We start from the raw sequence: 24412 nt of genomic DNA, 5'->3' as shown, positions 1-24412 counted from the left end.
AGGCCGAACGGGAGAACCGACTCGGTGGTTTTCGACGAACGGGTGGTGGCGATGGCGATTGCCGAAGTGGACGCAGAACTCGCCGTGCTGTTCAACGAGGCAGGCGGCGAGTCCGCCCCTGCCTACGAACGGGTCAAGAACCTCGTGGTCTCGCAGATCAACTCGGGTCGGTGGACCGAAGGCGATCAGCTGCCTTCGGAGAATCAACTGGTCAGTGCGCTGGGGTTGTCACGAATGACGATCAATCGAGCGCTTCGCGAACTCACCAGCGACGGTCTGATCGTGCGGATGATGGGGGTCGGTACTTTTGTCGCCGCCACGAAGACCGCGTCCCCGCTGTTCGAAGTCAAGAACATCGCCGACGAGATTCAGCGCCGCGGCCACCGTCATCGAACCGAGGTCGTCTTCGTTCGTGAGGAAGAAACCGACCACGGGCAGACGTTCCTTCGTGAATCGGTGGGCAAACGGGTGTTCCATTCGCTGATGGTGCACTTCGAGGACGAAACTCCGATTCAGGTGGAAGACCGATTCGTGAATCCGAACGAGGCGCCAGACTATCTGCGCCAGGACTTCACCGCGATCACCCCCAACAACTACTTGAGTGACGTTGCGCCTCTGGTTCGCGGCGAGCATGTCGTGGAAGCGGTGTTGGGTAGCCCGGACGAATGCGAGCTCTTACGCATCGATCGCGGGGAACCGTGCCTGCTGATTCGCCGCCGCACGTGGTCGGCTAACGGATTGGTCAGCGCGGCGCGCTTGATCCATCCGGGTTCACGCAATCGCTTGGAAGGAACCTTCGAGCGCTGATCGTTTCGAATGGCGAATCCTGAACACTCGCTCGTCCGATTGCACCATTTTCGGGGTCGACTTCGGTGCAATCGACCAGGACGTGACTGCGAGCACACTGAGATCATGGGTGGACGGTTATTGCTTCCGCAACCTCACTTCCCGACGAGTGAGACCTGAGCGGATCCCAGCAACGCCGTCTACGCCGCTCGCTTCCATGATCGAAGGAGTTCGACCTGTGACCGACTTGCCCAAGGACCTACTTGTCGCCCCGAAGTGGCAGGAACGCCTCGACGAACTGGCAGCCAAGCATTCGGTACCGGGCGCGCAGGTCGGTGTGATCGCGCTGGGCGAAGACGGCGCGGCGGACATCCGTGTCATCACCACCGGAGTGACGAGCCTGAACACGCGCGTCGACGTCGACGCAGACACCCTGTTCCAGTACGGATCCGCGAGCAAGATCTGGACGACGACGCTGATCATGCAGCTCGTCGACGAGGGCAAGCTGACGCTGGACACCCTGGTGGTCGAGGTGCTTCCGGAGTTCACGATCGCGGATCCTTCCAACACGAAGGAAATCACGATCCGCCAGTTGCTCACGCACACAAGCGGTATCGACGGAGACCTGTTCAACGACACCGGTGACGGTGACGACTGCGTCGAGAAGTACGTCGACGAACTCGCGACCGCGATCAGCGTCACCGAGCCCGGCGGGCATCTGAGTTACAGTAACGCGGGTTTTGCCGTTGCCGGCCGCATCGTCGAGGTCCTTCGTGAGATGACGTGGGACGAGGCGTTGGTCGAATATCTCTGGAAGCCACTCGGATTGACGCACATCATCACCAAGGCCAAGGACGCGCCGCTGTTCCGCACGGCCGTCGGCCACGTGGCCAACCCGGATCGGACGTCGCCGGACAAGGTGATTCCGACCAAGCAGTGGCTGCTTCCGCGCGGTATCGGTCCGGCCGGAATCATCACCGGATCGGTCAGCTCGCTCCTGACCTTCGGTGCTGCACACATGCGTGACGGACTCGCATTGACGGGTGAACGCATTCTGTCCGAAGAATCCGCGCGCCTGATGCGCACTCCGCAATTCGACCTGACCGCGGTCTCGAGCGTCGATCAGGCCTGGGGTCTCGGCTGGATCCTGTCCGACTGGGGCGGCGTGACGTCCGCGCAGCACGGTGGTGCGACAATCGGCCAGATCACTCGTTTTCACACCTTCCCCGAGCTCGGTCTCGCCATGGCCGTGGTGACCAACTCGCGTGGCGGCGGCGCCCTGGCCCACGACATCGAGAAGGAGATCGCCCAGGAGCTCGATCTCGTTCTGCCGGAACCGAAGTCCGAGCCGAATGCGGAAGACATCGACCTGTCGCACATTCTCGGAACCTATGAATCGACAACCGTGCGAATCGAACTCACGCGCGGCGAGGACGGCGGATTCCAGGTGCAGAACTTCGCCAAGGTCGAGATCGACGGCGAGCCGCCGGCTCCGCCCACCAAGGTCGTACCTCTGTCCGCCTCCCGGTTCTTGATCAGTAACGAGAGCGCTTCGGGTGAGATGGCTCATCTCACGATCGATGGCGAGCAATATCTGTACATGACAAGGCTTTTCAAGAAGATTTCCGACTAGTCGCGGCGATTCTCTCCGCTGAATGAAATCTCGGGCAGGTCGAAGGCGATGAGGGCCCTCGACCTGCCCGCACTACTTTTCGAGGAAAACTCATGATGAAACCTCTCGCTCCTTTTCCGGACGTGAATCACCCCGCGGCACTCGATGCTTACGGCCTTGCGCCGGTCATCGACGGTCACAACGATCTGGCCTGGACGGCTCGCGAAACTGCCGCATACTCGGTGGAGAATCTCGAGAAGGATTCCATCTTCCAAACCGACATCGACAAACTCGGTCGCGGCGGCGTCGGTGCGCAGTTCTGGTCGGTTTACACCCCGTGTGACCGGACGGAGCCAGAGGCGGTTCAGTACACACTCGAACAGATCGACTACGTGTACCGGATGATCGAGCGATATCCGGATACTTTCGAATTCGCGCGTACAGGTGACGACGTGCGTCGCATCTGGAGCGAGGGCAAGGTCGCGTCCTTGTTGGGCGCGGAGGGCGGTCACAGCATCGGCAGCTCGCTCGGTGTCCTGAGAATGATGGCGCGCCTTGGTCTTCGGTACATGACGCTGACGCACAACGACAACACCGGGTGGGCGGACTCCGCGACGGACACTCGAGTACACGGCGGGCTGACCGACTTCGGTCGCGAGATCGTGCGCGAAATGAATCGGCTCGGCGTACTCGTCGACCTGTCGCACGTCTCGGTGGAAACGATGAGAGATGCCATCGAGACGTCGTCGGCGCCGGTGATTTTCAGCCATTCGTCGTGCTCTCAGCTATGCGGTCACCCCCGTAATGTTCCCGACGACGTCATGCGACTGCTCGCGGACAACGGCGGGGTCATCATGATCGCCTTTGTACCCATGTTCCTTTCTGCCGAGTACAACGAGTGGTTCAAAGGCGGGCGAGTCGGCCCACGACCGGCGATGACAGTGGACCATCTCGCCGACCACGTCGAGCATGCCCGAGACGTCGCGGGCATCGACCACATCGGTTTGGGCAGTGACTACGATGGGTTCGACGACTTTCCGGACGGTATGCAGGACGTATCCGGTTTCGCGGTGTTGATAGACCGTCTGGCGGAACGCGGTTGGTCCGCGGAGGACTTGGCAAAGCTGATGGGCAACAACGTGTTGCGTGTGCTCGACGAGACCAGCGCGGCCTCGATGTCGAGCCTTTCCTAGCCGTATCGACGCCCGAGAAGATGAGGATGAGAATGAAGAAGATTCGTACCGTTGCACTGAAGCTGGTTGCTTCGGTGTCTGTAGTTCTGGTTGTGCTGGTATCGATAGCGCTCGTGTTCAATGTCGGCTCCAGCAAAGCGAGCGTTCCGGCCGGGGAGACGGGCAACCAGTTCGTGTCCGTCGACGGAAAGAACATGAGCTACTCGATCCGCGGCAACGGCGATCAGACCATAGTGCTGTTACCCGGGTTCGGAACGTCCGCACCGATTCTCGACTTCACACCGCTTGTCAACGAGCTCGCACCCGACTACCGCGTCGTCACGATCGAGCCCTTCGGTTACGGCTACAGTGACGGAACGGACAAGGATCGCACGACTGCGAACATCGTCGAAGAGATTCATACGGCAGTACAGTCGCTGGGAATTGACGAATACATCCTCATGGGGCACTCGATCACTGGTCTCTATGCGCTGGACTACACCGCGAAGTACCGTGACGAGGTCACCGCATTCGTGGGTATCGACAGCAGTGTTCCAGGGCAGCCGAACATGGATACCAAATTCCCGATCGACGCACTCCGAGTTGGAAGGCAATTGGGCTTGGCGGAATTGCTGTCCAAGGTCGTCGGTGGTGAAGCCTCGGACGAGTACCTCGATCCCGCCGCAAAGGACGAGATGCGACAGTTGACTGCGAAGAACAACTTCAGCGATACCTATCTCAACGAGATGGATCATCTTTCCAGTAACTTCGCTGAAGCAATCGGCAAGACGTTCCCAGCCGATCTTCCGATTCTGTTGTTCGCCGTGAACAATTCAGAAGTTCAGGGCTGGACAGAGCTGCACGAGGGGCAGGCAGCCTCCGTCGATCACGGAGAGGTGATCTTGCTGGACGGAGACCACTACCTGCACCACACCAGGTCGAAGGAAATCGCCGAGAACCTCGGAAGGTTCTTGGGTGAGCTGAACTGAATCCGGGAGGACGTTAAAGTTGGAGGCGGGGCCATCGAGTCGAGATGGTCCCGCTTCTTTCTTCTCCACTGATCGTTCGGAGGCATTGTGGCGCAGACCTGGTCACGCGAAGAACTGGTGAGCGAGCTGGACTCGGCGTATTCGAAACTCGAAGCGTTACTCGACGGCGTCGCCGAGGCCGATGCGTTCGACGCCGTTGCCGTCGACGCGTGGACGGTGCACGACGTACTCGCTGTGCGTGTCTGGTGGGCAGAGGCCGTCGCAGAGTGGATAGGTGCCGGGCTGCGAGACGAGGCTCCGCAGACGCCGGCGGCGGGTTACAAGTGGACGCAAACACCCGCACTGAACCAGTCGGTTGTCGACGCGAGCATCGGCATTCCGGCTCAGGAGCTTCGTGACCGCTTGGGAGCTGCTGTTGCGATGTTGCGCAACTACATCGAGACCCTTGACGACGATCAACTGCTGTCGGTCGGGGTTTTCTCGTGGACCCGGACGTGGCCGGTCTCGAGGTGGATCGCCGTCAACACGATCACCCAATACGCGTCGTTGTCGAAAATGATTCGGCGAGAGTTGAAGTCGAACAATCAGCCCTGAAGTCGATGCATCCGCCATACGTCCGGTCCGTCGGGGAGCGAGGTCTGGCCGACGATCGTGAAACCGAACCGTTGGTACAGCGGTAGATTTCGTTCGGTCGACGTATCGAGCCAGCAATTCTGTTCGGTTCGATCCAGTTCCGCCAAAGCATGTTTCAGTAGCGCAGAACCCAATCCGGTTCCGCGTGAGCGCGGCGTCGTACCGATCGTTGCCAACGACCACGCGTTGTCGGGGACGGGAAGCGCAGACAGTTGTTCGTCAGCCTGAAGAACGCGCTCGAACCGATCTCCGTGCAGTTCGACGATCTTCTCGACGGTCGCTTCATCAGGCTCTGGAGCGTCCGGCGGCAGGACTGCGATGACGCCGTTGCCGGAATCGTCTATGTAGGAACGCCCGAACGGTAGTGCCAGGTGTTCGAGGTAGATCCGTTGCAGAGTCGCGACGCGTTCCACGTGGGAGTCTTCGGCGACGCACCAGTTCGTCCAGGGGTAGTCGGCAAACGCCTCGCCGAGAACCTCGGCGGCACGGTCGAGGTCGTCGATGGACAGCGGTCGAACAGAATTCTGCATAGTGCCACTTCAGCACAGTGAGGTCTTCCGTCGCCACTCGATTTCGGCGGTGTAGCAGGTGCGCGGGCCGTGGTCACGTACTTGTGAGTTCATTCAAGAAAGTTGGACGAGGCTGTCGATCCTGCGTTGACTGGTAGTGATCGGGCAATCGCCGAGCTGTCAACTCCGGGCACGTGAGATCCGGGTACGGCGATTCTCCGCGAAAGGAACAGATATGAACAGGCTCGAAAGCAAGAGTGTAGTGATCACAGGCGCCGCCAGTGGAATCGGGCGTGCAGCAGCACAACTCATGGCGGCAGAGGGCGCCAAGGTGTTGGTCGCCGACCTCGATCCTGCGCGTGCAGAGGAAGCGGCGGTGGCGATTCGCGAGACGGGTGGCAATGCAGTGGGTTTCGGCGTCGATGTCATGAACGAGGACTCTCTGGCAGCGATGATCGAAAAGGCGGTCACCGAATTCGGCGGCATCAACGTCCTGTGTAATCACGTGGGCGGTAGTAACCCGCGCAAGGATCTCGACCTGCTCCGGATGGACTTGGACGAGTGGGATCGCGTGATGTCGCTCAACGTCCGCAGCACTGTCGTCGCTTCACGACTTGCCATTCCGCACATGAACAGTGCCGGTGGAGGATCGATCGTCAACACGGCCTCGGTAGGTGGATTGATCGGGGATTCCCTGCAGTCTGCCTACGGATCCGCCAAAGCGGCAGTCATTCGTCTGACGCAGTACATCGCAGTCCAGTACGGAGCAAACGGTGTTCGGTGCAATGCCGTAGCGCCGGGCGCGATCATGACACCCGCTCTCGTGGACAACATCCCCGCTGATGTCATCGACGGCATGAAGCAGGCAAACGCCCTGCCTTACCTCGGCGAACCCGAAGACATCGCGCATGCCATGGTCTACCTGGCTTCGGACGAATCTCGCTACATGACGGGGCAGACCCTGGTGGTCGACGGCGGACTCACCAGCAAGAGTCCGCTCGCGACCGGCCGTTCGTCGATGTTGAGCTGAATCAGCTCCGCCAACCGCTGGGGCCGGCGCCCAGAACCTCGATGGATCCCTGACTGGCGTGTGAATGCTTGGTGCGGTGCGTCATTCGCCACTTTCCGTCGATCCGCGCCCATGAGTCGTGGTAGTCGCCGAGGGTGAAGAAGTTCAGGTGAGCCTTGCTCCCGGTGCCCACATGCATGTCGCTGACATAGGAGCGGCTGGTGGCGAGATCGCCGACCACCTCGACCAGCACGTTACCGATCAGATGTTGGGTGGGACCGCACTCGTCGAGGAACGAGCGGATGGACGCCACTACCTCGGCGGGTCCGCGCAGAGTTCCGGTGCCCAATTCTGCCGTAGCGTCCGGCGTCATGATCCGGTGGAGTTCATCCCACTCTCGCGCATCCATGGCTCGGGCGAACTCGAAGATGGAGCGGGTGATCTCGCGTTCGTCGAGAAGAGTGGTGATGTCGATGCTCATGCTGTGCGCCTTTCTTAACGTCGGGGGGTTAATAAAGGCGCACAGCAGATGTCAGCGGTTGAGCAGCTTGCGCATCGCTTCGGCAGCGCCCTTGACCATCTTGTCTCGGGGGAAGCCGCTGCGCTTCTTGGCGCCTTCGTAGTTTCCTGCAGCCACCCAGATCGGGCCGTCGGCAAGGTGTTCGAGACCTTCACGTGCAACATCTTCGGGCTCTGCGACGTTCATGCCCGGGATGTCGAAGTTCAGTCCCGCGCGAATCATAGCGGGTGTGCGAGTGACACCGAGAATGAACTCGACGACGTGAACGCCGTACGGCTGGAGTTCGAGCCACAGGCTTTCGGCGAAGATGCGCCCGAATGCCTTGGACGCCGCGTAGATGCTCTGGTGCTCGGAGCCCATGAATCCGGCCAGCGAACCGAGCAGCATGATGCCGCCGCGTCCGCGATCCTTCATCAATCCGCCGAAGTGGTGCGAGAGTTCGAGCTGCTTGTTGATGTTCAGCTCGATGACTCCGGCAAATCCCGTCAGATCTCCGGTGACGAACTCGTGGCCGTAGCTGTTGGCGCCGGCGTTGAAAATGAGGAGACCAACCTCGACGTCGTCGGTGACAGCCTTGATCTGATCGAGCGCGTCCGGAACGAGCAGATCCAATGCGAGAGTGCGTACTTCGACGCCGTTGGCGCGTGCCTTGGCCGCGGTCTCCTCGAGCGGGCCCGGCTTGCGGGCGATGAGAACGAGGTTGATGCCGATCTTGCTGAGCTCGTCGGCGAACCCTGCGCCGACACCTTCTGAACCGCCGGCGATGACTGCCCACGGGCCGTAGTACTGAGGATCGATCATTACTACCTTCTTCGAAAGATGTTGGCTTGACTAGTGAAACGGAGTCGGTACGGGTTCGCTGTCGTCGACGATCGGCTGAGGCACCGGCTCGTCGTTGAGGATCTCGAGTTCGCCCGCTGTTGCAGCGTTCACGATGGACGCGATCAAGGCGCCGCACTGCTTGCGAGGGGCACCGGGTCGTCCCTCTCGCTGCCCGAATTCACGGTCGTCGGCGATTTCGAGGCACTGGGCGCGGGCCTGGTCACTCCACTGAACGGTGGTGTGTTCCCAACTGTTCTTCTGGACCAGGACCTGAGCCTTGCACTCAGCGCACTGAAGAGGCTGCATCTTCGTCTGCCTTCTTTGCAGCGAGGTTGTCTTCGACTTCCTTCTGCCAGGCTGCGACGGGTCGCGCGGTGTCGAGTTCGAATTCGAAGCGCTCGGTCATCTCGGGAGCGATGTCCGCGACATCGACGTAGAACTGTTCGTACCAGCGACGGAGCTGGTAGACCGGGCCGTCTTCTTCGCACAGGAGCGGGTTCTCGATGCGAGTCTTGTTCTTCCAGATCTCGACGTCCTGCTCGAAGCCCTTGGCGATGAACGTGCCGAAGTTCGCGGCCATCGCGTCGGCGGCTTCACCCTGGAAGCGATCCGACTTCTTGACGATGATGCCGTACTGGAGCACGAACTTGTCAGCGCTGACCGGGTAGTGGCAGTTGATGAGCACAGAGTCGACGTTGTAGTCCTCGTACTCGTAGGTCAGGTCGTCGACCATGAAGGAGGGGCCGAAGTACGTGGCAACCGAGTTGCTGCCGACCATCTTCGGGGTGCCTGCTGCGTGGGGACGCATGTCCGAGCGAGCGACGCCACGCATGTACTGCGTTGCGGCGTGGCCTTCGAAGACGTTCTTGAAGTACGTCGGGAAGGAGTAGTGCACGTAGAAGAAGTGCGCCATGTCGACGATGTTGTCGACGATTTCGCGGCAGTTGGTGTCGACGGTCGTGGTGTACCAGACCCAGTCGCTCCACTCGTCGCTGAGCGCGCCTTCGATGCGGGGGATAGCCACGTCGTCGGTCGGCGGGTTGCCCTCGGGGTCGTGCCAGACGAAGAGCATGCCGTCTTGGTCGAGGGTTTGCCAGGCGCGCGTCTTGGCCAGCGGGGGGACGCGGCGTGCGTACGGAATCTTCTGGCACTTGCCGTTGCCGCCCCAGCGCCAATCGTGGAACGGACAGGCAATGGCGTCGCCCTTGATGGTGCCCTGGCTCAAGTCGCCACCCATGTGACGGCAGTACGCGTCGAGGATCTTGACGTTGCCTTCACTGTCGGCGAAGACGACCAGTTTGGTGCCGAACGCCTCGATGGAGTGCGGCTGGCCGTCCTTGAAGGACTCCGTGAGTCCAATGCAGTGCCATCCACGCGCAAAGCGTGTAGGCGCGGTTCCAGCTTGGATCTCGCGAACCTCGTCGTTGTCGGACTGAGTGATCGTCACGATGAGTCCCGTCCTTTCCAGGGGCAGTGTCGACGCCCGACGCTAGGGGAGCGTGAATTGCCTCTGGGGTCTCGTCTCACTGGCCGGGACCAGCGGCGAGCGCGAGGATCCGGCGGCTGATCCCGGCCTCCGGGACTTCCGATCACCGGAACGCGTGACCGACATATCGTGACGGGGCAGCCGTTATGTCTATCTGCCGATCCGCTCCCTCACGGTTCGGTGCGAGGAGTGTCTCCCATGGTCAACAAGGTTCTGAGTTCAGTCCGTGATCTGCTCCCGAAGATCGCGGCCCGCGCTCAGAAGGTCGACGATTCGCGCAAGATCTCCGAACGGACCATCCGGGAGCTGTCCGAAGCCGGCGTCTTCTCCATGCTGGCGCCGAAAAGATACGGAGGTGCCGAGAGCGACCCGGTTCAGTTCTACGAAGTGGTCAGGGCCATCTCGGCTGCCTGCGGCTCGACCGGTTGGGTCGCGTCGGTGGTGGGGGTGCACCCGTGGCATCTTGCACTTTTCGACGACCGATCGCAGGCCGACGTGTGGGGAGAGGATCAGACGACGCTCATTTCGTCCGCCTATGCGCCGGTCGGTCGACTGACGGCGGTGGACGGAGGCTACGAGCTATCGGGCCAGTGGGGTTTCTCCTCCGGTTGCGACCACGCGAGTTGGGCGTTGCTGGGAGCGATGGTGGTCGGCATGGATGGTCGTCCCGTCGATTTCATGACGGTGTTGGTGCCGCGCACCGATTACGAAATCCGTGACGTGTGGGATGTCGTGGGTATGCGGGGCACCGCGAGCAACGAGATCGTGGTCGAGAAGGCCTTCGTTCCCGAGCACCGATTGAAGCGCAACTACGAGACCGCACAACTGCGTGGGCCTGGCCAAGCGGTCAATCCTGGCCCGCTGTACAAACTTCCGTTCGGGAGCATCTTCACCTCGACGGTTGCCGCGCCGTGTGTGGGCATCGTCGCCGGTTGTTACGAGGGGTACCTGGACGTGATGCGTGAGCGCGTCCGTCTGAGTTTGGGTGGTGGACGGTTCAGCGAGGATCAGTTCGCTCAGGTCGCCGTCGCACGTGCGTCGTCGGAGATCGATGCTGCGATTTTGCAGATGGATCGCAATATCCGGGAGATGTACGAACTTGCTGTGGCCGGTCAGGAGCTCCCACTCTCGATGAGGCTGCGTGCGCGTCGTGATCAGGTTCGTGCGACGGAACGCTCGGTGGAAGCGATCGACATGCTTTTCAAGACGGCAGGCGGGAACTCCCTCTCTCGCGGAAACCCGATCGAGCGTGCGTGGCGTGACGTTCATGCGGGCAGCGTTCACGTTGCCAACGAACCCGAGCGCGCGTTGGCGCTCTACGGCCGGGCGGCGTTCGGACTGCCGGTGGAGGACAACCTGATCTGACGGGTTGGCGCGTCACCGGGTGGGGTATTTGCCTTTGGATGAGGGAAGTACCGGCTCTGACCATCGGCTCGATCGTCGACATGGCGGGTGTCGCGCGCGCGAAGGTGATGCCGGCCGGCCGAACCGGTGTCTTCGAGAAAGCCGGTGCGGGAGTCTCACCGAGCTGGAACGTCTTCTGTAGCGACGATCGGATTGCCTTCACCGATTCCTTTTCCGTCGTGGGTGATCTCCGGTTGCGTATCGACCGCTCCGACCTCCGTGATCTCGGAGGGGGCGTGTCGTGGGCGCCGGCGACGTTGCACGATCAAGACGGTGCGACGGCTGCCGTGTGTACTCGGTCCGCACTCACTGCCGTCGTGGCGCGGCTTGCCGCCGACGGACTGGAAGCTCGGGTGGGTCACGAGATCGAGTTCACTCTTTTCGGTGATGCGTGTGACGGAGCGTGGTCGGCGTACGGGTTAGGTGCAGTCCTGCGCCGCGAGGACTTCCTCAAGGACCTTCTGCGCAATGCCGAACGCGCACAACTTCATATCGAGCAAGTGCATGCAGAGTACGGACCGGATCAATTCGAGATCTCCATCGCTCCGGCAACTCCTGTTCAGGCTGCCGACCTGGTGATACTGGCCCGGATCTTGATCAGCCGCACTGCCAGAGCCCATGGATTGGCGGCCTCGTTTTCACCGATACCTACGGTCGGAGGTGCAGGGAACGGTGCACACCAGCACTTTTCATTGAACTCAGGTGGGCGACCCGTCTTCTCCGGTGGCGGGCAGGAGTACGGGATGACCGACAAAGGATCGTCAGCTTTGGGTGGAATCCTCTCTCACCTCACGGAATTCACGGCCATCTTTGCGTCCTCACCGCTCTCCGAGGTCAGGCTGCGACCGGACAATTGGTCGGGGGCCTACGTCTGTTGGGGGCTCGAGAACCGGGAAGCGGCACTGAGGTTCTGCGCCGAGTCACCGTCGAATCCACACGGCGCCAACGCCGAAGTGAAAATCGTCGATCCATCGGCCAACCCGTATCTGGCGACCGCTGCGATACTTGGCCTTTCGCATATCGGTATCGGCAATGCCTCGCCATTGCCGCCGGAAATTGTGGTGAACCCGTCGACTCTCACGGAGGCGGAACGTGATGAGCGCGGGGTGACCCGAGTCCCCACCGATCTGCGCGAGATAGTGCAGAAGTTCAACTCCTCCTCGGTGGCGAAGGAAATCTTCGGGGAGCCGATCATCGAAGCGATGGTGTCAGTGAAGGGAGTTGAGCGCGAGACTTTCTCCCAGATGGACGAGGCGACAACCGTCGAGCGGCTTCGATATACCTGGAGCTGAAAGGGTTGACGCGCAAGATGTCGAGTCCTATGTTTAAGCTATTCCTTAATTAAGGAGTTGCTTACATGGACGAGCGAAGTGGCCGACTCGATGCAGTGTTCAGCGCATTGGCCGACCCGACGAGGCGTGAAATGCTCTCTCGCCTCACTGATGGTTCGATGACCGTCGGTGAGTTGGCCGAGCCGTTCGAAATGAGTCGACCTGCCATCTCTCAGCATCTGAAGGTGCTCGAGCGAGCCGGTCTCATCGAACGAACCGCCACCGCGCAATGGCGCACGTGCACCCTTCGCGCAGAGGGTCTCGACGACGCCAGCGCCTGGGTCGACGAACACCGGCGAGGCTGGAACGAACGCTTCGACCTCCTCGACGAGCGTCTACGTGAGCTGAAGCAACGTCGACCGAAGAAGGAGAAGGACAATGAGTGACCGGAATGCCGATGCCACTGCAGAATTCACCATCACCCGGATCTTCGACGCGCCGCGCGACCTTGTCTGGCAGGCGTGGACCGACCCCGACGAGGCGGCGCGCTGGTGGCATCCGAAGGGTGTCAGCAGTCCCCGTGAGCATGTCACGATCGATCCCAGAGTTGGCGGAACGTACCGCTACCTGATGATCAACGACGAGAACGGAGCCGAGTACCCCACCGGCGGAACCTATCTCGAGGTCGACGAGCCGAAGAGGCTGGTCTTCACCTGGGGAAATCCGAGTGATCCGGTGGATGCCGCACCTCGGATAACGGTCACGCTCGCAGAACGGGGTGACAAAACCGAGATGACCTTCCACCTGGTAGGAATTCCGGGATTCAAGGGTGACGGGAATGTGTACGACGGATGGGAATCCGCTTTCGACGTGTTGGACGAAGTTCGCGCCGGCGACTAGTCGGGAATCGGACACCGCGACAGCGGTGCCGGTGATTGAATGGGGCTGATAGTCCATTCGTCACCGACGCAGGAGAGCCTGATGGCACCAGAAGTTGCGGTAGTTCTCGAGGGATACACCTACTTCGAATGCCCGCGCTGGCACGAGAACCGGATCTGGGTATCGGACTTCTACACCTACCAGGTGATTTCGGCCTGCGAGGACGGGACAGACATACGCGTCGAGGCGGAGGTTCCAGGGCAGCCGTCCGGGCTGGGGTGGCTTCCGGACGGCAGATTACTGGTCGTCTCCATGCGGGACCAGAAGATTCTGCGGCGAGAATCCGATGGCGAGTTGGTGGTGCACGCAGACTTGTCCGGGTACGTCAGTGCCAACGTCAACGACATGCTGGTCGACGCACAGGGACGAGCGTACGTGGGCAACTTCGGGTTCGATCTGATGAACCTGGCCCCCGTCGAGACGGCAGATCTCCTCCGCGTCGACCCGGACGGATCGGTGCACGTCGTCGCGCGAGATCTCCACTTCCCCAATGGAATGGCTCTGACGTCGACCGGAGATCTGCTCGTGGACGAAACGCTGGGAAATCGAATCAGTGCGTTTGCCGTCCAGGCCGACGGCTCTCTGGGTGAACGCCGCGACTGGGCGTCGTTCGGGCCGGTGCCTGGTGGACCCGAGATGGAGACCACCCTCGCTCAGATCGTCGTTGCGGCGGACGGGTGTTGTATCGACGGAGACGATTCGATGTGGGTGGCCGATGCCCTCGGAAGCCGTGTTCTTCATGTGGGCGCCAGCGGGGAGATAGTCGACGAAATTGCCTTCGACAGCGGTGTCTTCGCTTGCGGACTCGGCGGTTCCGACGGTCGTACCCTGTTCGTTTGTGCCGCCCCGGATTTCAATGAACACGCTCGCAAGGTGGATACCGAAGGAAAGCTGCTGTCGATTCGCCTGGAGCCTTTGATCTGATATGGAATTGGTGACCTCGCTACCTGCCGACACTCCGCTGCGGCAGGTAGCTCAGCACGTCCGACGCATCGAGAACCTTGGTTTCGACACGGTGCACATCTCCGAAACCATTCGTGATCCGTTTGCGGTGGCGGCCCTGGCCGTCGAGCACAGCAGTACTCTCACTGTCCGGACGTCGATGGTTGTCGCGTTTGCGCGCAGTCCCATGGTGACGGCTTTGGCTGCCTGGGATCTTGCGGGTTTCTCGGGTGGGCGATTTCAACTGGGGCTTGCGACGCAGGTGCGTGGGAACATCGTCGGGCGGTACTCGATGCCGTGGACGGATCCTGTTGCGCAACTGCGTGATTACGTCAGCGCTGTACGCGAGATCTTCCGAGTGTTTCAGGAGGGCGGTGAACTCGACCATGCGGGAACGCACTATACCTTCGACCGGCTGCAGCCCTACTTCAATCCGGGGCCGCTCGATGTTCCGGCTCCGGAGATCTGGACCGGGGGAGTGAACTCTCGCATGTGCTCACTGGCGGGAGCCGTCGCCGACGGTTTTGTTTCTCACCCCACCAACTCCCATCCGAAGGTGCTCGCGGAGAGGATCATTCCATCGTTGACGGCAGGAGGAAGGAAGCCGCGACTGATTGCCGTTCCGAAGATGATCACCGGCAAAGATCCTGCCGCGATACTTGCTCAACGAGAAGCGGTGCGCAGTGAACTTGCCTTTCTCTACTCCACTCCGGCGTACCGAGTCGCGCTGGAGGTCCTCGGATTATCCGAGGTCGGGGAAGAACTGACAGTGATGGCGCGGGCAGGTGATTGGGCTCGACTACCTGCCGTCCTCACCGACGATGTTCTCGACAGGCTGGTCACGCAATGCACCTACGCCGAACTCCCCGAGGTGCTGAGTTCGAAATACGCGAGTCTCTGCGACGGCATTGCACTGGCGGTGCCGGCGAATCCCGCCGACGACCGCGTCTTCGCAGCGATGTGTGAGGAGATTCGAGCCGCCGCAGCGTCTGCCCCGTGACGTCCAGTCGGCGCGAACTACACTCTCGACATGGGGCGCGTCTACGAAGGCATCGATGAAAAGCTCACCACGTGGTTGCAGGCTCAACCGCTGTTCGTCGTTGCCACCGCACCGTTGTCTGCTGACGGGTTGGTCAATTGCTCACCCAAAGGGGGAGTCGGATCGTTTGTGGTGCTGACATCCAACCGGGTGGCGTACCTCGACCTCACCGGCAGCGGTGTGGAAACCATCGCGCACGTGCGCGAGAACTCCCGAATAACACTGATGTTCATGGCGTTTGACGGACCACCGAAGATCGTACGACTGCACGGTCACGGACACGTTCTGCTTGCAGGGTCGGAACCGTTCAACGAGCTTGTCGGTAGGTTCCCTGAGCACCCGGGGCTGCGGTCGATCGTCGTGGTCGATCTGACGCGCATTTCGGATTCGTGCGGATACGCAGTACCGCTGATGGACTACCAATCCGATCGTGACGTGCTCGACCGCGTAGCGGAGTAGAGGGGGCCGGAGCGGCTCATCGCCTATCGCGCCGAGAAGAACGCGAAGAGTGTGGACGGGTTGCCCGGTATCGACCTGGAGTGATACAAAATCGCGTCGCCGTGCGAAAGAGTGTGGGGCAGGTGATTCTGACATTGCCTGCCCCACGTCCTCGTTGTGCTGGTTACTTCGCCATGTCCTGGGCTGCTCGGTACGAGAAGACCATGGCCGTGCCGAGCGGAACGCCAGGACCGGGGTAGAAGCGGCCGCTCAGTGACGCGCTCGTGTTGCCGGCGGCGTACAGGCCGTCGATGGCGCTGCCGTCGGCACGCAGGACTCGACCGTTGACGTCGGTGACCAATCCGCCCTTGGTGCCGAGGTCACTGAGGACGATGCGGGCCGCGTAGAACGGACCGTTCTCGATCGCCGTCAGTGCCGCATTCGCGCCGCCGTTGGGTGGGCAGAAGAATGCGTCGTACGGGTCTTCGCCGCGATGGAACTCTTCGTCGACTCCCAGCTTTGCGGCGTCGTTGAACTTTTCGACAGTGCTGCGCAATGCGTCGGCCGGCAGTCCGGTCTTGGCGGCGAGTTCTTCGAGAGTGTCGGCGGCGACCCAGGTTCCGGCCTCGAGGTGCTTGGCGGGCGCCGTGTTCGGGATGCAGATGGCAGGCAGTCCGCCACCCTCGCGCGAGTCGAAGATCATGAACGACGGCACTGCAGAACCGTTGTCGTCGTGCGCATCCATGGCCCGGCCGAACTGGTCGTACGGGAGAGACTCGTTGAGGTAACGCTCGCCCGCGTTGTCGACGACGAGTCCGCCGCGAACGCCGACCATGAATGCGGCGCTGCCGTCCGGCTGCTCGACGCCGGGGCAGAACCACGCCTGATCGAGCAAAGCGGTTGCGCCACCGACAGCAATTCCGGCGGAGATCGCGTCACCGGTGTTGGCGCCGAAGGGACCCATACTCCAGATCGCTTTGCCGGGGGTGCCGGCCTGCTCACGCATCTCGGCGTTGCCTTCGATGCCGCCCGCTGCCATTAGCACACCGCGGTTCGCCTTGATTCGCTGGGTTTCGCCGCCGGATTCGACCTCGGCGCCGACAACCCGACCGTCTTCCACGATCAGGGAGGTGAGGATGGATTCGGTACGAAGTTCTGCGTTACCGGTGCTCTGGACTGCGGCCAGCAGTCGGCCGATCAGTGCGCGCCCACCGATCATCGGGCCGGGAGCATGATCCTGACCGGTGCGGTCTTGGTCGAGTTCCGGACGCACCTTGCCGGCGAGGTCACCGATGTCGGCGGGATCGAGATCGAGAGGGTTGATGGAGCGTCCCGTGTCCATCCGGCCTTCGGCCTTGTAGTAGTCGGGGAACGCACGGAACTCGAATTCGATGTGCGGGTTCTGCTCGAGTAGTGCGACGACATCGGGAGCGGTCTCGACATAGGCATCCTGGCGCTCGGACTCGGCGTCGCCGAGCAATGCGCGCAGATAGGTGCGTGCGTTCTCCGTCGAGTCGGGGAGTCCCGCACGTTCCTGTACTTGGGTTCCCGGCAGCCAGATGGATGCGCCCGAGTACGCGGAAGTTCCGCCGAAGCGATCGGTTTTCTCGAGGACGATCGTCGTCAATCCTCGAGCTGCCGCGGTGTATGCGCCGGTCAGCGCGCCGCCGCCGGAGCCGACTACCAACACGTCGCACTCGGTGGTCCAGTCCTGCATCATTGCGTCCTTACTCCAAGAGGGTGGGGTGTCCACGGAATACCGCACGGGGAGAGAAGGCCATGCCAGGTCCCACTGAGCGGGCAATATGCCGAGATGGGTGGTCGAGATGAGAGAATTGGCGAGGTCGTTCGCGACCGGGACACAGAATCGATGATGGGGGCGACGTTGCCGAGAATTGCCGAGGTCAGGGACGCTGCAGAGCCCAGTTCGGACGAGCAGCGGGCGCGCCATGTGCGGATGCTGGAAGCGGCAGCCGAATTGGGGACCGAGAAGGAACTCTCACGGGTACAGATGCACGAGGTCGCCAAGCGGGCGGGCGTGGCCATCGGCACTCTTTATCGCTATTTCCCCTCGAAGACGCACCTCTTCGTCGCTGTGATGGTCGAGCAGATCGACCAGATCGGTGCCAGCTTTGTCAGGCATCAGGTTCAGTCGGACAATCCGCAGGATGCGGTGTACGAGGTATTGGTTCGCGCGACTCGCGGGTTACTGCGTCGGCCGGCTCTCTCGACTGCGATGCTGCAGTCGTCCAGTACCGCCAACGTCGCGACGGTGCCGGACGTGGGAAAGATCGATCGCGGCTTCCGGCAGATCATTCTCGATGCGGCCGGGATCGAGAACCCCACCGAGGAAGACAACACCGGGTTGCGTCTGCTGATGCAGTTGTGGTTCGGGGTCATCCAATCGTGCCTCAACGGTCGAATCTCCATCCCCGATGCGGAGTACGACATCCGCAAGGGATGCGACCTGCTTCTGGTGAATCTCTCACGGCACTGACGTGACTTCGCCCCTCTCTGGGGTGGGTTCGTCATGTTCGCAAAATTGAAATCAATTCTATTTTTGAATCAGCATCAGTTGAGAGTTGATGTCAATCCGGACATTGCCCTGACATCATTAATAGAATAAATTACAGAAAATTAGACGGTGAGCCAGCTCACCGACCGAAAACTCCACGAAGGAGCGAACATCATGGGTCATGCAGTCATCGTCGAGGCCGCTCGGACACCGATCGGCCGTCGTCGCGGCGCCCTGGCGGGACTGCACCCCGCCGAGATTCTGGGAGCAGCGCAGCTCGGCGTTCTCGAACGGGCAGGCGTCGCACCGGAAGACATCGGACAGATCATCGGCGGCTGTGTCACCCAGGCAGGTGAGCAGTCCAACAACGTCACGCGGCAGGCGTGGCTGCACGCCGGATTGCCGTACAGCACCGCGGCAACCACTATCGACTGCGCCTGTGGATCCGCCCAGCAGGCAGTGCATTTGATTTCCGGCCTGATTTCGTCTGGTCAGATCTCGGCCGGTATCGGCTGCGGCGTCGAGGCTATGAGCCGTGTGTTCCTGGGTCAGGCAAACGCACCGGGAACGGGAAACCCGTACCCGGACGACTGGACCATCGACATGGGTGACCAGTTCACCTCCGCGCAGCGAATTGCCGAGAAGCGTGGGATCACGCGCGCCGACGTCGACGCGTTCGGTCTGGAATCGCAGCGCCGCGCAGCTCAGGCTTGGGCAGAAGGACGCTTCGACCGCGAGATCGTGCCCGTCAAGGCTCCCGTGGTGGACAAGGAAGGCGTGCCTACCGGTGAGATCGCCACTGTCACTCGCGACGGGGGACTGCGTGAGACGACGGCAGAAGCGCTGGCTGGGCTCAAGCCGGTCATCGAAGGCCATATCCACACCGCCGGCAACTCGTCGCAGATCAGTGATGGCGCGGCTGCGGTACTGCTGATGAGCGAAGAGCGCGCACAGGAACTGGGATTGAAGCCCCGCGCGCGGATCGTCGCGTCCGGCATGGTCGGATCCGATCCCTTCTATCACCTGGACGGACCGATCGAGTCCACCCAGATGGTGCTCGACAAGGCCAAAATGACCTTGGACGACATCGATCTCGTCGAAATCAACGAAGCCTTTGCCTCGGTCGTGCTCTCCTGGGCGCAGGTTCACGGCGCAGACCTGTCCAAGGTCAACGTCAACGGTGGTGCGATCGCGCTCGGACATCCCGTCGGTTCCACGGGCGCTCGTCTGATCACCACTGCGCTGCACGAACTCGAGCGCTCGAACAAGTCGACGGCTCTGGTCACGATGTGCGCCGGTGGCGCTCTCTCGACCGCCACCATTATCGAACGCATCTGACCCGTACTGACACTGTCGAATTGACGAGGTAGACATGACTATTGGATTGAGTGAAGAAGATCGTGACCTCCGCGACTCCGTACGGGGCTGGGCGGCGCGTCACGCAACACCCACCGTCGTCCGTGAAGCCGTCGAGGCGAAGGTCGAAACTCGCCCCCAACTCTGGAACGGGCTTGCCGAGCAGGGGCTTCTCGGACTACACGTAGCCGAGGAATTCGGCGGCGCAGGATACGGATTGGTCGAACTCGCCATCGTCGTCGAGGAACTTGGACGCTCGATGGTTCCCGGACCATTCCTGCCGACGGTAGTGGTCAGCGCTGTTCTCAGCGATGCCGGAGAAACGGACAGACTGCCGACGCTCGTGGATGGCAGCACGCTCGGAGCTGTTGCACTACAGCCGGGTTCGCTGAAGATCACCCGCGACGGCGACAACACCACCCTCAGCGGAACGTCCAGCCTTATTCTCGGCGGCCATGTCGCTGACCTGTTCCTCCTCGCGACGGACAGCGGATTCGTTCTGCTCGGACGTGACCGCCTCGAGGTCACGGACTTGGCCAGCTACGACGTCGTGCGTCGTAACTCCGAGGTCACCGTCGACGGTTTGGTGCTCACCGATTCCGAGATCCTCACCATCGATACCCAGCGTGTACTCGACATTGCCGCAACACTGTTCGCGGCCGAGGCATCAGGCTTGGCCGACTGGGCAGTTACGACGTCGGCCGACTACGCGAAGGTACGTCAGCAGTTCGGTCGCCCGATCGGCCAGTTCCAGGGTGTCAAGCACAAGGCTGCACGTATGCTCGCGCTTTCCGAGCAGGCACGCGTCTGCGCTTGGGACGCTGCGCGCGCGCTGACTCCCGCCAACGGCGTCGGTGCCGAAGAGGCTTCTCTCGCAGCAGCCGTCGCCGGAGCCACGGCCCTCGAGGCTGGCTTCTCCGTCACGCGTGACTGCATCCAGGTGCTCGGCGGAATCGGCTACACGTGGGAGCACGACGCGCACCTGTACCTGCGCCGCGCGCAGTCCCTGCGAATTCTGCTGGGTTCCACGGCATCCTGGCGTCGTCGCGTTGCCGAGCTGACCATTGCCGGCACCCGTCGCGTGCTCAGCATCGAGTTGCCGCCCGAGGCCGAGGCGGTCCGCGCCGACGTTCGCGCCGAGCTCGGTCCTGCGCTCGAACTCGAAGGTGCCGCGCAGAAGACGTACCTCGCGGAAAAGGGCTACACCGCACCGCACTTCACGGCTCCGTGGGGCAAGTCCGCCGACGCCGTCAGCCAGCTGGTCATCGCCGAAGAGCTGCGCGCTGCGAAGATCAAGCCGCACGACATGATCATCGGCAACTGGGTCATCCCGACGCTCATCGCGCACGGCAACGAAGAGCAACTTGCCAAGTTCGTCCCGCCGTCACTGCGCGGCGACATCGTCTGGTGCCAGCTCTTCTCCGAGCCCGGCGCAGGTTCCGACCTCGCGGCGCTGAGCACCAAGGCCACCAAGGTCGACGGTGGCTGGAAGTTGCAGGGCCAGAAGGTGTGGACGTCGATGGCACGCGACGCGCACTGGGGAATCTGCCTCGCGCGCACCGACGCCGACGCACCCAAGCACAAGGGCCTGTCCTACTTCCTCATCGACATCAAGAACAGTGGCCTCGACATTCGTCCGCTGCGCGAGATCACCGGTGAAGCACTGTTCAACGAAGTCTTTTTCGACGACGTCTTCGTTCCCGACGAGTGCCTGGTCGGCGAGTCAGGCGACGGCTGGAAGCTCGCTCGCACCACGCTGGCCAACGAGCGTGTCTCGCTGTCCAACGACTCGTCGCTCGGATCGGGTGGCGAGGCTCTTCTGAGCCTGGTCGACGGACTGCCCGGTGGCATCGACGACGAGCAGCTGACCGTGCTCGGAAAGGTGCTGTGCGACGCGCAATCCGGTGGTCTGCTCGGTCTGCGCACCACGCTGCGCTCGCTCACCGGCGCGCAGCCGGGTGCCGAATCCTCGGTGGCGAAGCTGATCGGTGTCGAGCACATCCAGCAGGTCTGGGACGTGGCAATGGAGTGGGCCGGACCGAGTTCACTTCTGGGCGAACAGCATCGGATGTCTGCAACCCAGATGTTCTTGAACTCGCAGTGCATGTCCATCGCGGGTGGTACAACCAATGTTCAGCTCAACATCATCGGTGAGCGAATCCTGGGTCTGCCTCGCGACCCTGAACCGGGAAAGTGACCTGCACATGAGCAATCGCACCTTCGTCATCGGCGTCGGCATGACCAAGTTCGAGAAGATCGAGACCCGCGACTGGGAATACCCGGACATGGTGACCGAAGCCGTCTCGAATGCCCTGACCGATGCCGGGATCGGCTACGGCCAGATTCAGCGTGCTGCGGTCGGTTACGTGTTCAACGCGTCGACAGCAGGACAGCGAGCTCTCTACGAGACCGGTCTGACCGGCATTCCGATCTTCAACGTCAACAACAACTGCGCGACCGGCTCGACGGCGCTGATGATGGCGCGCGAGTGGGTCCAGGCCGGACAAGCCGAGTGCGCCTTGGCCGTCGGCTTCGAGAAGATGACCAAAACGGCGTTGACCGGTAACGGTGAGATGCCCAAGGTCACGACCTTGGACTCTCAGCTGAAGATCATGGTCGAGGGTTACGGGTTCGCCCGATCGCCGATGACAGCTCAGCTGTTCGGTAACGCTGCCGTCGAGCACATGAAGAAGTACGGCACCACGGTCGAGCAGATCGCAGCGGTGGCGGTCAAGAATCACAAGCATTCGGTGAACAATCCGTACGCACAGTTCCGTGACGAGTACACCCTCGAACAGGTACTCGGCGACAAGATGATTCACGAGCCGCTGACACGTTCGCAGTGCTCGCCGACCTCGGACGGCGCCGGAGCCGCGATCGTCGTGAGCGAGAAGTTCGTGCGTGAGCACGGCCTCGAAGACCGGGCGATCGAAATCGTCGCACAGGCGTTGACCACTGACACCGAGGCAGCGTTCGCCGAGAAGTCGATGATCGACGTGGTCGGCGCGCCTATGACGGCAGCTGCGGCAGAGCAGGTCTTTGCGCAGGCCGGGATCACCATCGATGACGTCGACGTCATCGAACTGCACGACTGCTTCGCGATCAACGAGATCATCACCTACGAGGGCCTGGGGATGTGCGCGGTCGGAGAAGGCGGAAATCTCGTCGAATCCGGCGCGACCACGTACGGCGGCCAGTGGGTCGTCAACCCGTCGGGTGGTTTGATCTCGAAGGGACACCCGCTGGGCGCGACGGGCTTGGCGCAGTGCGCCGAACTCACGTGGCAGCTCCGCGGGACCGCGGATGCGCGGCAGGTCGAAGGCGCTCGTATTGGCTTGCAACACAACCTCGGACTGGGCGGCGCGTGCGTCGTGACGGTCTACCGAGCCGGAACTTTGGAGAACTGATGGCTATCGATCTCGAGGTGGCGTTGGCCGCCGAACCGACTGTGCGCGAGGCGTCGTGGACCGATCGCGACGTCATGCTCTACCAATTGGGACTCGGGGCAGGGGTGAATGCTCTCGATCCCGCCGAACTGACCTGGGTGTACGAAAAGGGGCTGAAGGTACTCCCGACGTTTGCAATGGTTGCAGGCCAGGGAGTTTCGGCGGGTGTACTGCCCGCACCGTCGATGAGTATGCCGGGAATCGACATCGATCTGCGAAAGATCCTGCACGGTGGGCAGTCGCTGGCACTTCACGCGCCCATCCCGTCGACGGGTGCTGCCCGTATTTCCTCTCGGGTCGCCGATGTCTGGGACAAGGGTAAGGCAGCTGTGATCGTTCTCGAGACGGCGGCCGAGGACCTGGACGGGAATCCGTTATGGACCACCGGAATGCAGATCTGGGCGCGCGGCGAAGGTGGATTCGGCGGCAACGCCGGACCCGAAGTTGTTGCCGGGGTGCCTGATCGAGCGCCCGACAAGGTACTGACGTCGAGCACGAGTCCCTCACAGGCGCTGGTGTACCGACTCAGTGGAGACATGAACCCGCTGCACGCTGATCCCTCCTTCGCGAAGATGGCGGGCTTCGATGCACCGATTCTGCACGGCCTCGCGTCGTACGGCATCGTCTGCAAGGCCGTGGTAGACGGGATTCTCGACGGAGATCCGACGCGGGTGAAGAACTACTCGGTGCGGTTTGCCGGTTCGCTCTTCCCCGGCGAATCCATCACCACCTCGGTATGGCAGGACGGCAACACACTGACGTTGGCGGCGACGTGCCCCGAACGCGAGAACTCCCCGGTTCTCACGCACGCAACAATGGAGATCAACTGATGGACCTCGGTTCGCACCCCACAGCAGCGACACATCCGGGCGGCACGATTCTGACGTCGCCGCCGCAGGACGCCCCGGTCGACCGGGCCACGGCAGCAGCGCGTCGCGTTGTCGACGCGATGCTGCGCACCGACCGCGGAAACGCCAATCTGGACCGGGTTGCGGAGGAGCTCAACAGCATTGCCGAGCACCTCGAGCAGCACTCACCCGAGGTGGCCGAGCGCTTGATCGACATGTGGAACGGTGAGGGCGTGACTCGTCACGACCCCGTGACCGGCCCCGAGAACGCCATTGCGCCGCCGCTCGTTCTGGAAGGGCTCGCTGACGGGTCGGTGCAGGGAGTGGTCACGTTGACGCTGCCGTACCAGGGCCCTCCCGGCCATGTGCACGGCGGTGTTTCGGCGCTGCTGCTCGATCACGTTCTCGGCGTCGCGAACGCCTGGGGTGGAACTTCCGGCATGACAGCACAATTGAGCACTCGGTACCATCGCCCGACTCCGCTGTTCGAGCCCCTCACGATCAGCGGCAAATTCCTGTCCAAGGACGGCCGCAAGATTCACACCGTCGGTGAGATCAAAACTGCGGACGGCGAATTGTGTGTGTCGGTAGAGGGACTGTTCATCGACAAGACCGTGCCGCGCCCCAGGTAGGGGCTTCGCCCCCGTGCGCCTTTTTGGTAGTGGGAACTACCAAA

General features: G+C 61.9%; 25 protein-coding genes. 19 read left to right on the top strand and 6 right to left on the bottom strand.

The genetic code is table 11. The annotated features are described in order from the left end of the window. Nucleotides 1–51 precede the first annotated feature (51 nt). From hutC to M0639_RS24865, 5 genes are all read left to right on the top strand, one after another. Complete coding sequence (gene hutC, locus M0639_RS24885) at nt 52–807, top strand: histidine utilization transcriptional repressor HutC (protein ID WP_024487384.1); 756 nt, start codon at nt 52–54, stop codon at nt 805–807. Nucleotides 808–1024: 217 nt separating this feature from the next. Beyond that, nucleotides 1025–2419, top strand: coding sequence for a serine hydrolase domain-containing protein (locus M0639_RS24880; protein ID WP_003940270.1), 1395 nt, complete (start codon nt 1025–1027; stop codon nt 2417–2419). A 92-nt stretch (nt 2420–2511) separates the two neighbouring features. Further along, nucleotides 2512–3591, top strand: coding sequence for a dipeptidase (locus M0639_RS24875; protein WP_007732718.1), 1080 nt, complete (start codon nt 2512–2514; stop codon nt 3589–3591). Between the two features lie 32 nt (nt 3592–3623). Beyond that, complete coding sequence (locus M0639_RS24870) at nt 3624–4559, top strand: alpha/beta fold hydrolase (protein ID WP_007732711.1); 936 nt, start codon at nt 3624–3626, stop codon at nt 4557–4559. An 87-nt stretch (nt 4560–4646) separates the two neighbouring features. Then, nucleotides 4647–5153, top strand: coding sequence for a ClbS/DfsB family four-helix bundle protein (locus M0639_RS24865; RefSeq protein ID WP_064074278.1), 507 nt, complete (start codon nt 4647–4649; stop codon nt 5151–5153). Here the strand turns inward: M0639_RS24865 and M0639_RS24860 are convergent. Beyond that, complete coding sequence (locus M0639_RS24860) at nt 5144–5722, bottom strand: GNAT family N-acetyltransferase (protein WP_030536976.1); 579 nt, start codon at nt 5720–5722, stop codon at nt 5144–5146. The genes M0639_RS24865 and M0639_RS24860 overlap by 10 nt on opposite strands. Nucleotides 5723–5936: 214 nt before the next feature. Here M0639_RS24860 and M0639_RS24855 point away from each other — a divergent pair, with 214 nt between their 5' ends. Next, nucleotides 5937–6731 (top strand): SDR family NAD(P)-dependent oxidoreductase, encoded by a 795-nt coding sequence (locus M0639_RS24855; protein ID WP_054826829.1) that lies wholly within the window; start codon nt 5937–5939, stop codon nt 6729–6731. 1 nt (nt 6732) lies between these two features. Here M0639_RS24855 and M0639_RS24850 read toward each other — a convergent pair whose 3' ends face one another. Genes M0639_RS24850 through M0639_RS24835 form a run of 4 tightly spaced genes read right to left on the bottom strand, consistent with a single transcriptional unit; the run spans nt 6733 to nt 9499 of the window. After that, nucleotides 6733–7191, bottom strand: a complete 459-nt coding sequence (locus M0639_RS24850; protein ID WP_003940631.1) for a nuclear transport factor 2 family protein — start codon at nt 7189–7191, stop codon at nt 6733–6735. A 51-nt stretch (nt 7192–7242) separates the two neighbouring features. Continuing rightward, nucleotides 7243–8031 carry an SDR family NAD(P)-dependent oxidoreductase gene (locus M0639_RS24845; RefSeq protein ID WP_020909164.1) on the bottom strand — a complete coding sequence of 263 codons (789 nt, stop codon included), beginning with the start codon at nt 8029–8031 and terminating at the stop codon, nt 7243–7245. 30 nt (nt 8032–8061) lie between these two features. Continuing rightward, complete coding sequence (locus M0639_RS24840; RefSeq protein ID WP_003940353.1) at nt 8062–8358, bottom strand: hypothetical protein; 297 nt, start codon at nt 8356–8358, stop codon at nt 8062–8064. Then, a complete protein-coding gene (locus M0639_RS24835) occupies nt 8336–9499 on the bottom strand; it encodes a 3-ketosteroid-9-alpha-monooxygenase, oxygenase component (protein WP_003940257.1) in 1164 nt (387 codons plus the stop codon). Before M0639_RS24835 ends, M0639_RS24840 begins: the two co-directional genes overlap by 23 nt. A 237-nt stretch (nt 9500–9736) precedes the next feature. On the opposite strand from M0639_RS24835, the gene hsaA reads away from it, so the two are divergent. From hsaA to M0639_RS24800, 7 genes are all read left to right on the top strand, one after another. Beyond that, nucleotides 9737–10903 carry a 3-hydroxy-9,10-secoandrosta-1,3,5(10)-triene-9,17-dione monooxygenase oxygenase subunit gene (gene hsaA, locus M0639_RS24830; protein WP_064074279.1) on the top strand — a complete coding sequence of 389 codons (1167 nt, stop codon included), beginning with the start codon at nt 9737–9739 and terminating at the stop codon, nt 10901–10903. 38 nt (nt 10904–10941) lie between these two features. Then, nucleotides 10942–12234, top strand: a complete 1293-nt coding sequence (locus M0639_RS24825; protein WP_063315770.1) for a type I glutamate--ammonia ligase — start codon at nt 10942–10944, stop codon at nt 12232–12234. A 65-nt stretch (nt 12235–12299) separates the two neighbouring features. Beyond that, on the top strand, nt 12300–12659 hold the full coding sequence (locus M0639_RS24820; RefSeq protein WP_003940373.1) for an ArsR/SmtB family transcription factor: 360 nt from the start codon (nt 12300–12302) through the stop codon (nt 12657–12659). After that, on the top strand, nt 12652–13113 hold the full coding sequence (locus M0639_RS24815) for an SRPBCC family protein (RefSeq protein WP_030536982.1): 462 nt from the start codon (nt 12652–12654) through the stop codon (nt 13111–13113). The genes M0639_RS24820 and M0639_RS24815 overlap by 8 nt, the downstream gene beginning before the upstream one ends. A gap of 81 nt (nt 13114–13194) precedes the next feature. Further along, nucleotides 13195–14076: an SMP-30/gluconolactonase/LRE family protein gene (locus M0639_RS24810; RefSeq protein ID WP_064074280.1), complete on the top strand. Its 882-nt coding sequence runs from the start codon at nt 13195–13197 to the stop codon at nt 14074–14076. 1 nt (nt 14077) lies between these two features. Then, nucleotides 14078–15094 carry a TIGR03617 family F420-dependent LLM class oxidoreductase gene (locus M0639_RS24805; protein ID WP_064074281.1) on the top strand — a complete coding sequence of 339 codons (1017 nt, stop codon included), beginning with the start codon at nt 14078–14080 and terminating at the stop codon, nt 15092–15094. Between the two features lie 30 nt (nt 15095–15124). After that, complete coding sequence (locus M0639_RS24800) at nt 15125–15592, top strand: pyridoxamine 5'-phosphate oxidase family protein (RefSeq protein WP_231915032.1); 468 nt, start codon at nt 15125–15127, stop codon at nt 15590–15592. A gap of 163 nt (nt 15593–15755) precedes the next feature. Here the strand turns inward: M0639_RS24800 and M0639_RS24795 are convergent, their stop codons facing one another. Beyond that, nucleotides 15756–17288: an FAD-dependent oxidoreductase gene (locus M0639_RS24795; RefSeq protein ID WP_037128865.1), complete on the bottom strand. Its 1533-nt coding sequence runs from the start codon at nt 17286–17288 to the stop codon at nt 15756–15758. Nucleotides 17289–17441: 153 nt separating this feature from the next. Between M0639_RS24795 and M0639_RS24790 the strand changes: the two genes are divergently transcribed. From M0639_RS24790 to M0639_RS24765, 6 genes are all read left to right on the top strand, one after another. Then, complete coding sequence (locus tag M0639_RS24790) at nt 17442–18068, top strand: TetR/AcrR family transcriptional regulator (protein ID WP_030536987.1); 627 nt, start codon at nt 17442–17444, stop codon at nt 18066–18068. A gap of 192 nt (nt 18069–18260) precedes the next feature. Next, nucleotides 18261–19424 carry a steroid 3-ketoacyl-CoA thiolase gene (locus tag M0639_RS24785; RefSeq protein WP_007732681.1) on the top strand — a complete coding sequence of 388 codons (1164 nt, stop codon included), beginning with the start codon at nt 18261–18263 and terminating at the stop codon, nt 19422–19424. A 34-nt stretch (nt 19425–19458) separates the two neighbouring features. Continuing rightward, on the top strand, nt 19459–21639 hold the full coding sequence (locus M0639_RS24780; protein ID WP_064074282.1) for an acyl-CoA dehydrogenase family protein: 2181 nt from the start codon (nt 19459–19461) through the stop codon (nt 21637–21639). Between the two features lie 7 nt (nt 21640–21646). Then, entirely contained in the window at nt 21647–22849 is a 1203-nt protein-coding gene (locus M0639_RS24775) for a lipid-transfer protein (RefSeq protein WP_064074283.1), read from the top strand. Continuing rightward, nucleotides 22849–23718, top strand: a complete 870-nt coding sequence (locus tag M0639_RS24770; protein ID WP_042448411.1) for a MaoC/PaaZ C-terminal domain-containing protein — start codon at nt 22849–22851, stop codon at nt 23716–23718. Before M0639_RS24775 ends, M0639_RS24770 begins: the two co-directional genes overlap by 1 nt. Further along, nucleotides 23718–24368: a PaaI family thioesterase gene (locus tag M0639_RS24765; RefSeq protein WP_003940283.1), complete on the top strand. Its 651-nt coding sequence runs from the start codon at nt 23718–23720 to the stop codon at nt 24366–24368. Before M0639_RS24770 ends, M0639_RS24765 begins: the two co-directional genes overlap by 1 nt. Nucleotides 24369–24412: the final 44 nt, after the last annotated feature.

This window comes from Rhodococcus qingshengii JCM 15477, assembly GCF_023221595.1.
Classification (GTDB): Bacteria; Actinomycetota; Actinomycetes; order Mycobacteriales; family Mycobacteriaceae; genus Rhodococcus_F; species Rhodococcus_F qingshengii.
This window is presented reverse-complemented; position numbering and strand designations above follow the sequence as displayed.

Excerpts from the sequence above, each read along its gene's own strand:
- hutC (WP_024487384.1), top strand. The coding sequence starts at position 52 with ATGGCGATTGCCGAAGTGGACGCAGAACTCGCCGTGCTGTTCAACGAG.
- M0639_RS24875 (WP_007732718.1), top strand. The coding sequence starts at position 2,512 with ATGATGAAACCTCTCGCTCCTTTTCCGGACGTGAATCACCCCGCGGCA.
- M0639_RS24870 (WP_007732711.1), top strand. The coding sequence starts at position 3,624 with ATGAAGAAGATTCGTACCGTTGCACTGAAGCTGGTTGCTTCGGTGTCT.
- M0639_RS24860 (WP_030536976.1), bottom strand. The coding sequence starts at position 5,722 with ATGCAGAATTCTGTTCGACCGCTGTCCATCGACGACCTCGACCGTGCC.
- M0639_RS24855 (WP_054826829.1), top strand. The coding sequence starts at position 5,937 with ATGAACAGGCTCGAAAGCAAGAGTGTAGTGATCACAGGCGCCGCCAGT.
- M0639_RS24850 (WP_003940631.1), bottom strand. The coding sequence starts at position 7,191 with ATGAGCATCGACATCACCACTCTTCTCGACGAACGCGAGATCACCCGC.
- M0639_RS24845 (WP_020909164.1), bottom strand. The coding sequence starts at position 8,031 with ATGATCGATCCTCAGTACTACGGCCCGTGGGCAGTCATCGCCGGCGGT.
- M0639_RS24840 (WP_003940353.1), bottom strand. The coding sequence starts at position 8,358 with ATGCAGCCTCTTCAGTGCGCTGAGTGCAAGGCTCAGGTCCTGGTCCAG.
- hsaA (WP_064074279.1), top strand. The coding sequence starts at position 9,737 with ATGGTCAACAAGGTTCTGAGTTCAGTCCGTGATCTGCTCCCGAAGATC.
- M0639_RS24825 (WP_063315770.1), top strand. The coding sequence starts at position 10,942 with ATGAGGGAAGTACCGGCTCTGACCATCGGCTCGATCGTCGACATGGCG.
- M0639_RS24820 (WP_003940373.1), top strand. The coding sequence starts at position 12,300 with ATGGACGAGCGAAGTGGCCGACTCGATGCAGTGTTCAGCGCATTGGCC.
- M0639_RS24815 (WP_030536982.1), top strand. The coding sequence starts at position 12,652 with ATGAGTGACCGGAATGCCGATGCCACTGCAGAATTCACCATCACCCGG.
- M0639_RS24810 (WP_064074280.1), top strand. The coding sequence starts at position 13,195 with ATGGCACCAGAAGTTGCGGTAGTTCTCGAGGGATACACCTACTTCGAA.
- M0639_RS24805 (WP_064074281.1), top strand. The coding sequence starts at position 14,078 with ATGGAATTGGTGACCTCGCTACCTGCCGACACTCCGCTGCGGCAGGTA.
- M0639_RS24800 (WP_231915032.1), top strand. The coding sequence starts at position 15,125 with ATGGGGCGCGTCTACGAAGGCATCGATGAAAAGCTCACCACGTGGTTG.
- M0639_RS24795 (WP_037128865.1), bottom strand. The coding sequence starts at position 17,288 with ATGCAGGACTGGACCACCGAGTGCGACGTGTTGGTAGTCGGCTCCGGC.
- M0639_RS24790 (WP_030536987.1), top strand. The coding sequence starts at position 17,442 with ATGATGGGGGCGACGTTGCCGAGAATTGCCGAGGTCAGGGACGCTGCA.
- M0639_RS24785 (WP_007732681.1), top strand. The coding sequence starts at position 18,261 with ATGGGTCATGCAGTCATCGTCGAGGCCGCTCGGACACCGATCGGCCGT.
- M0639_RS24780 (WP_064074282.1), top strand. The coding sequence starts at position 19,459 with ATGACTATTGGATTGAGTGAAGAAGATCGTGACCTCCGCGACTCCGTA.
- M0639_RS24775 (WP_064074283.1), top strand. The coding sequence starts at position 21,647 with ATGAGCAATCGCACCTTCGTCATCGGCGTCGGCATGACCAAGTTCGAG.
- M0639_RS24770 (WP_042448411.1), top strand. The coding sequence starts at position 22,849 with ATGGCTATCGATCTCGAGGTGGCGTTGGCCGCCGAACCGACTGTGCGC.
- M0639_RS24765 (WP_003940283.1), top strand. The coding sequence starts at position 23,718 with ATGGACCTCGGTTCGCACCCCACAGCAGCGACACATCCGGGCGGCACG.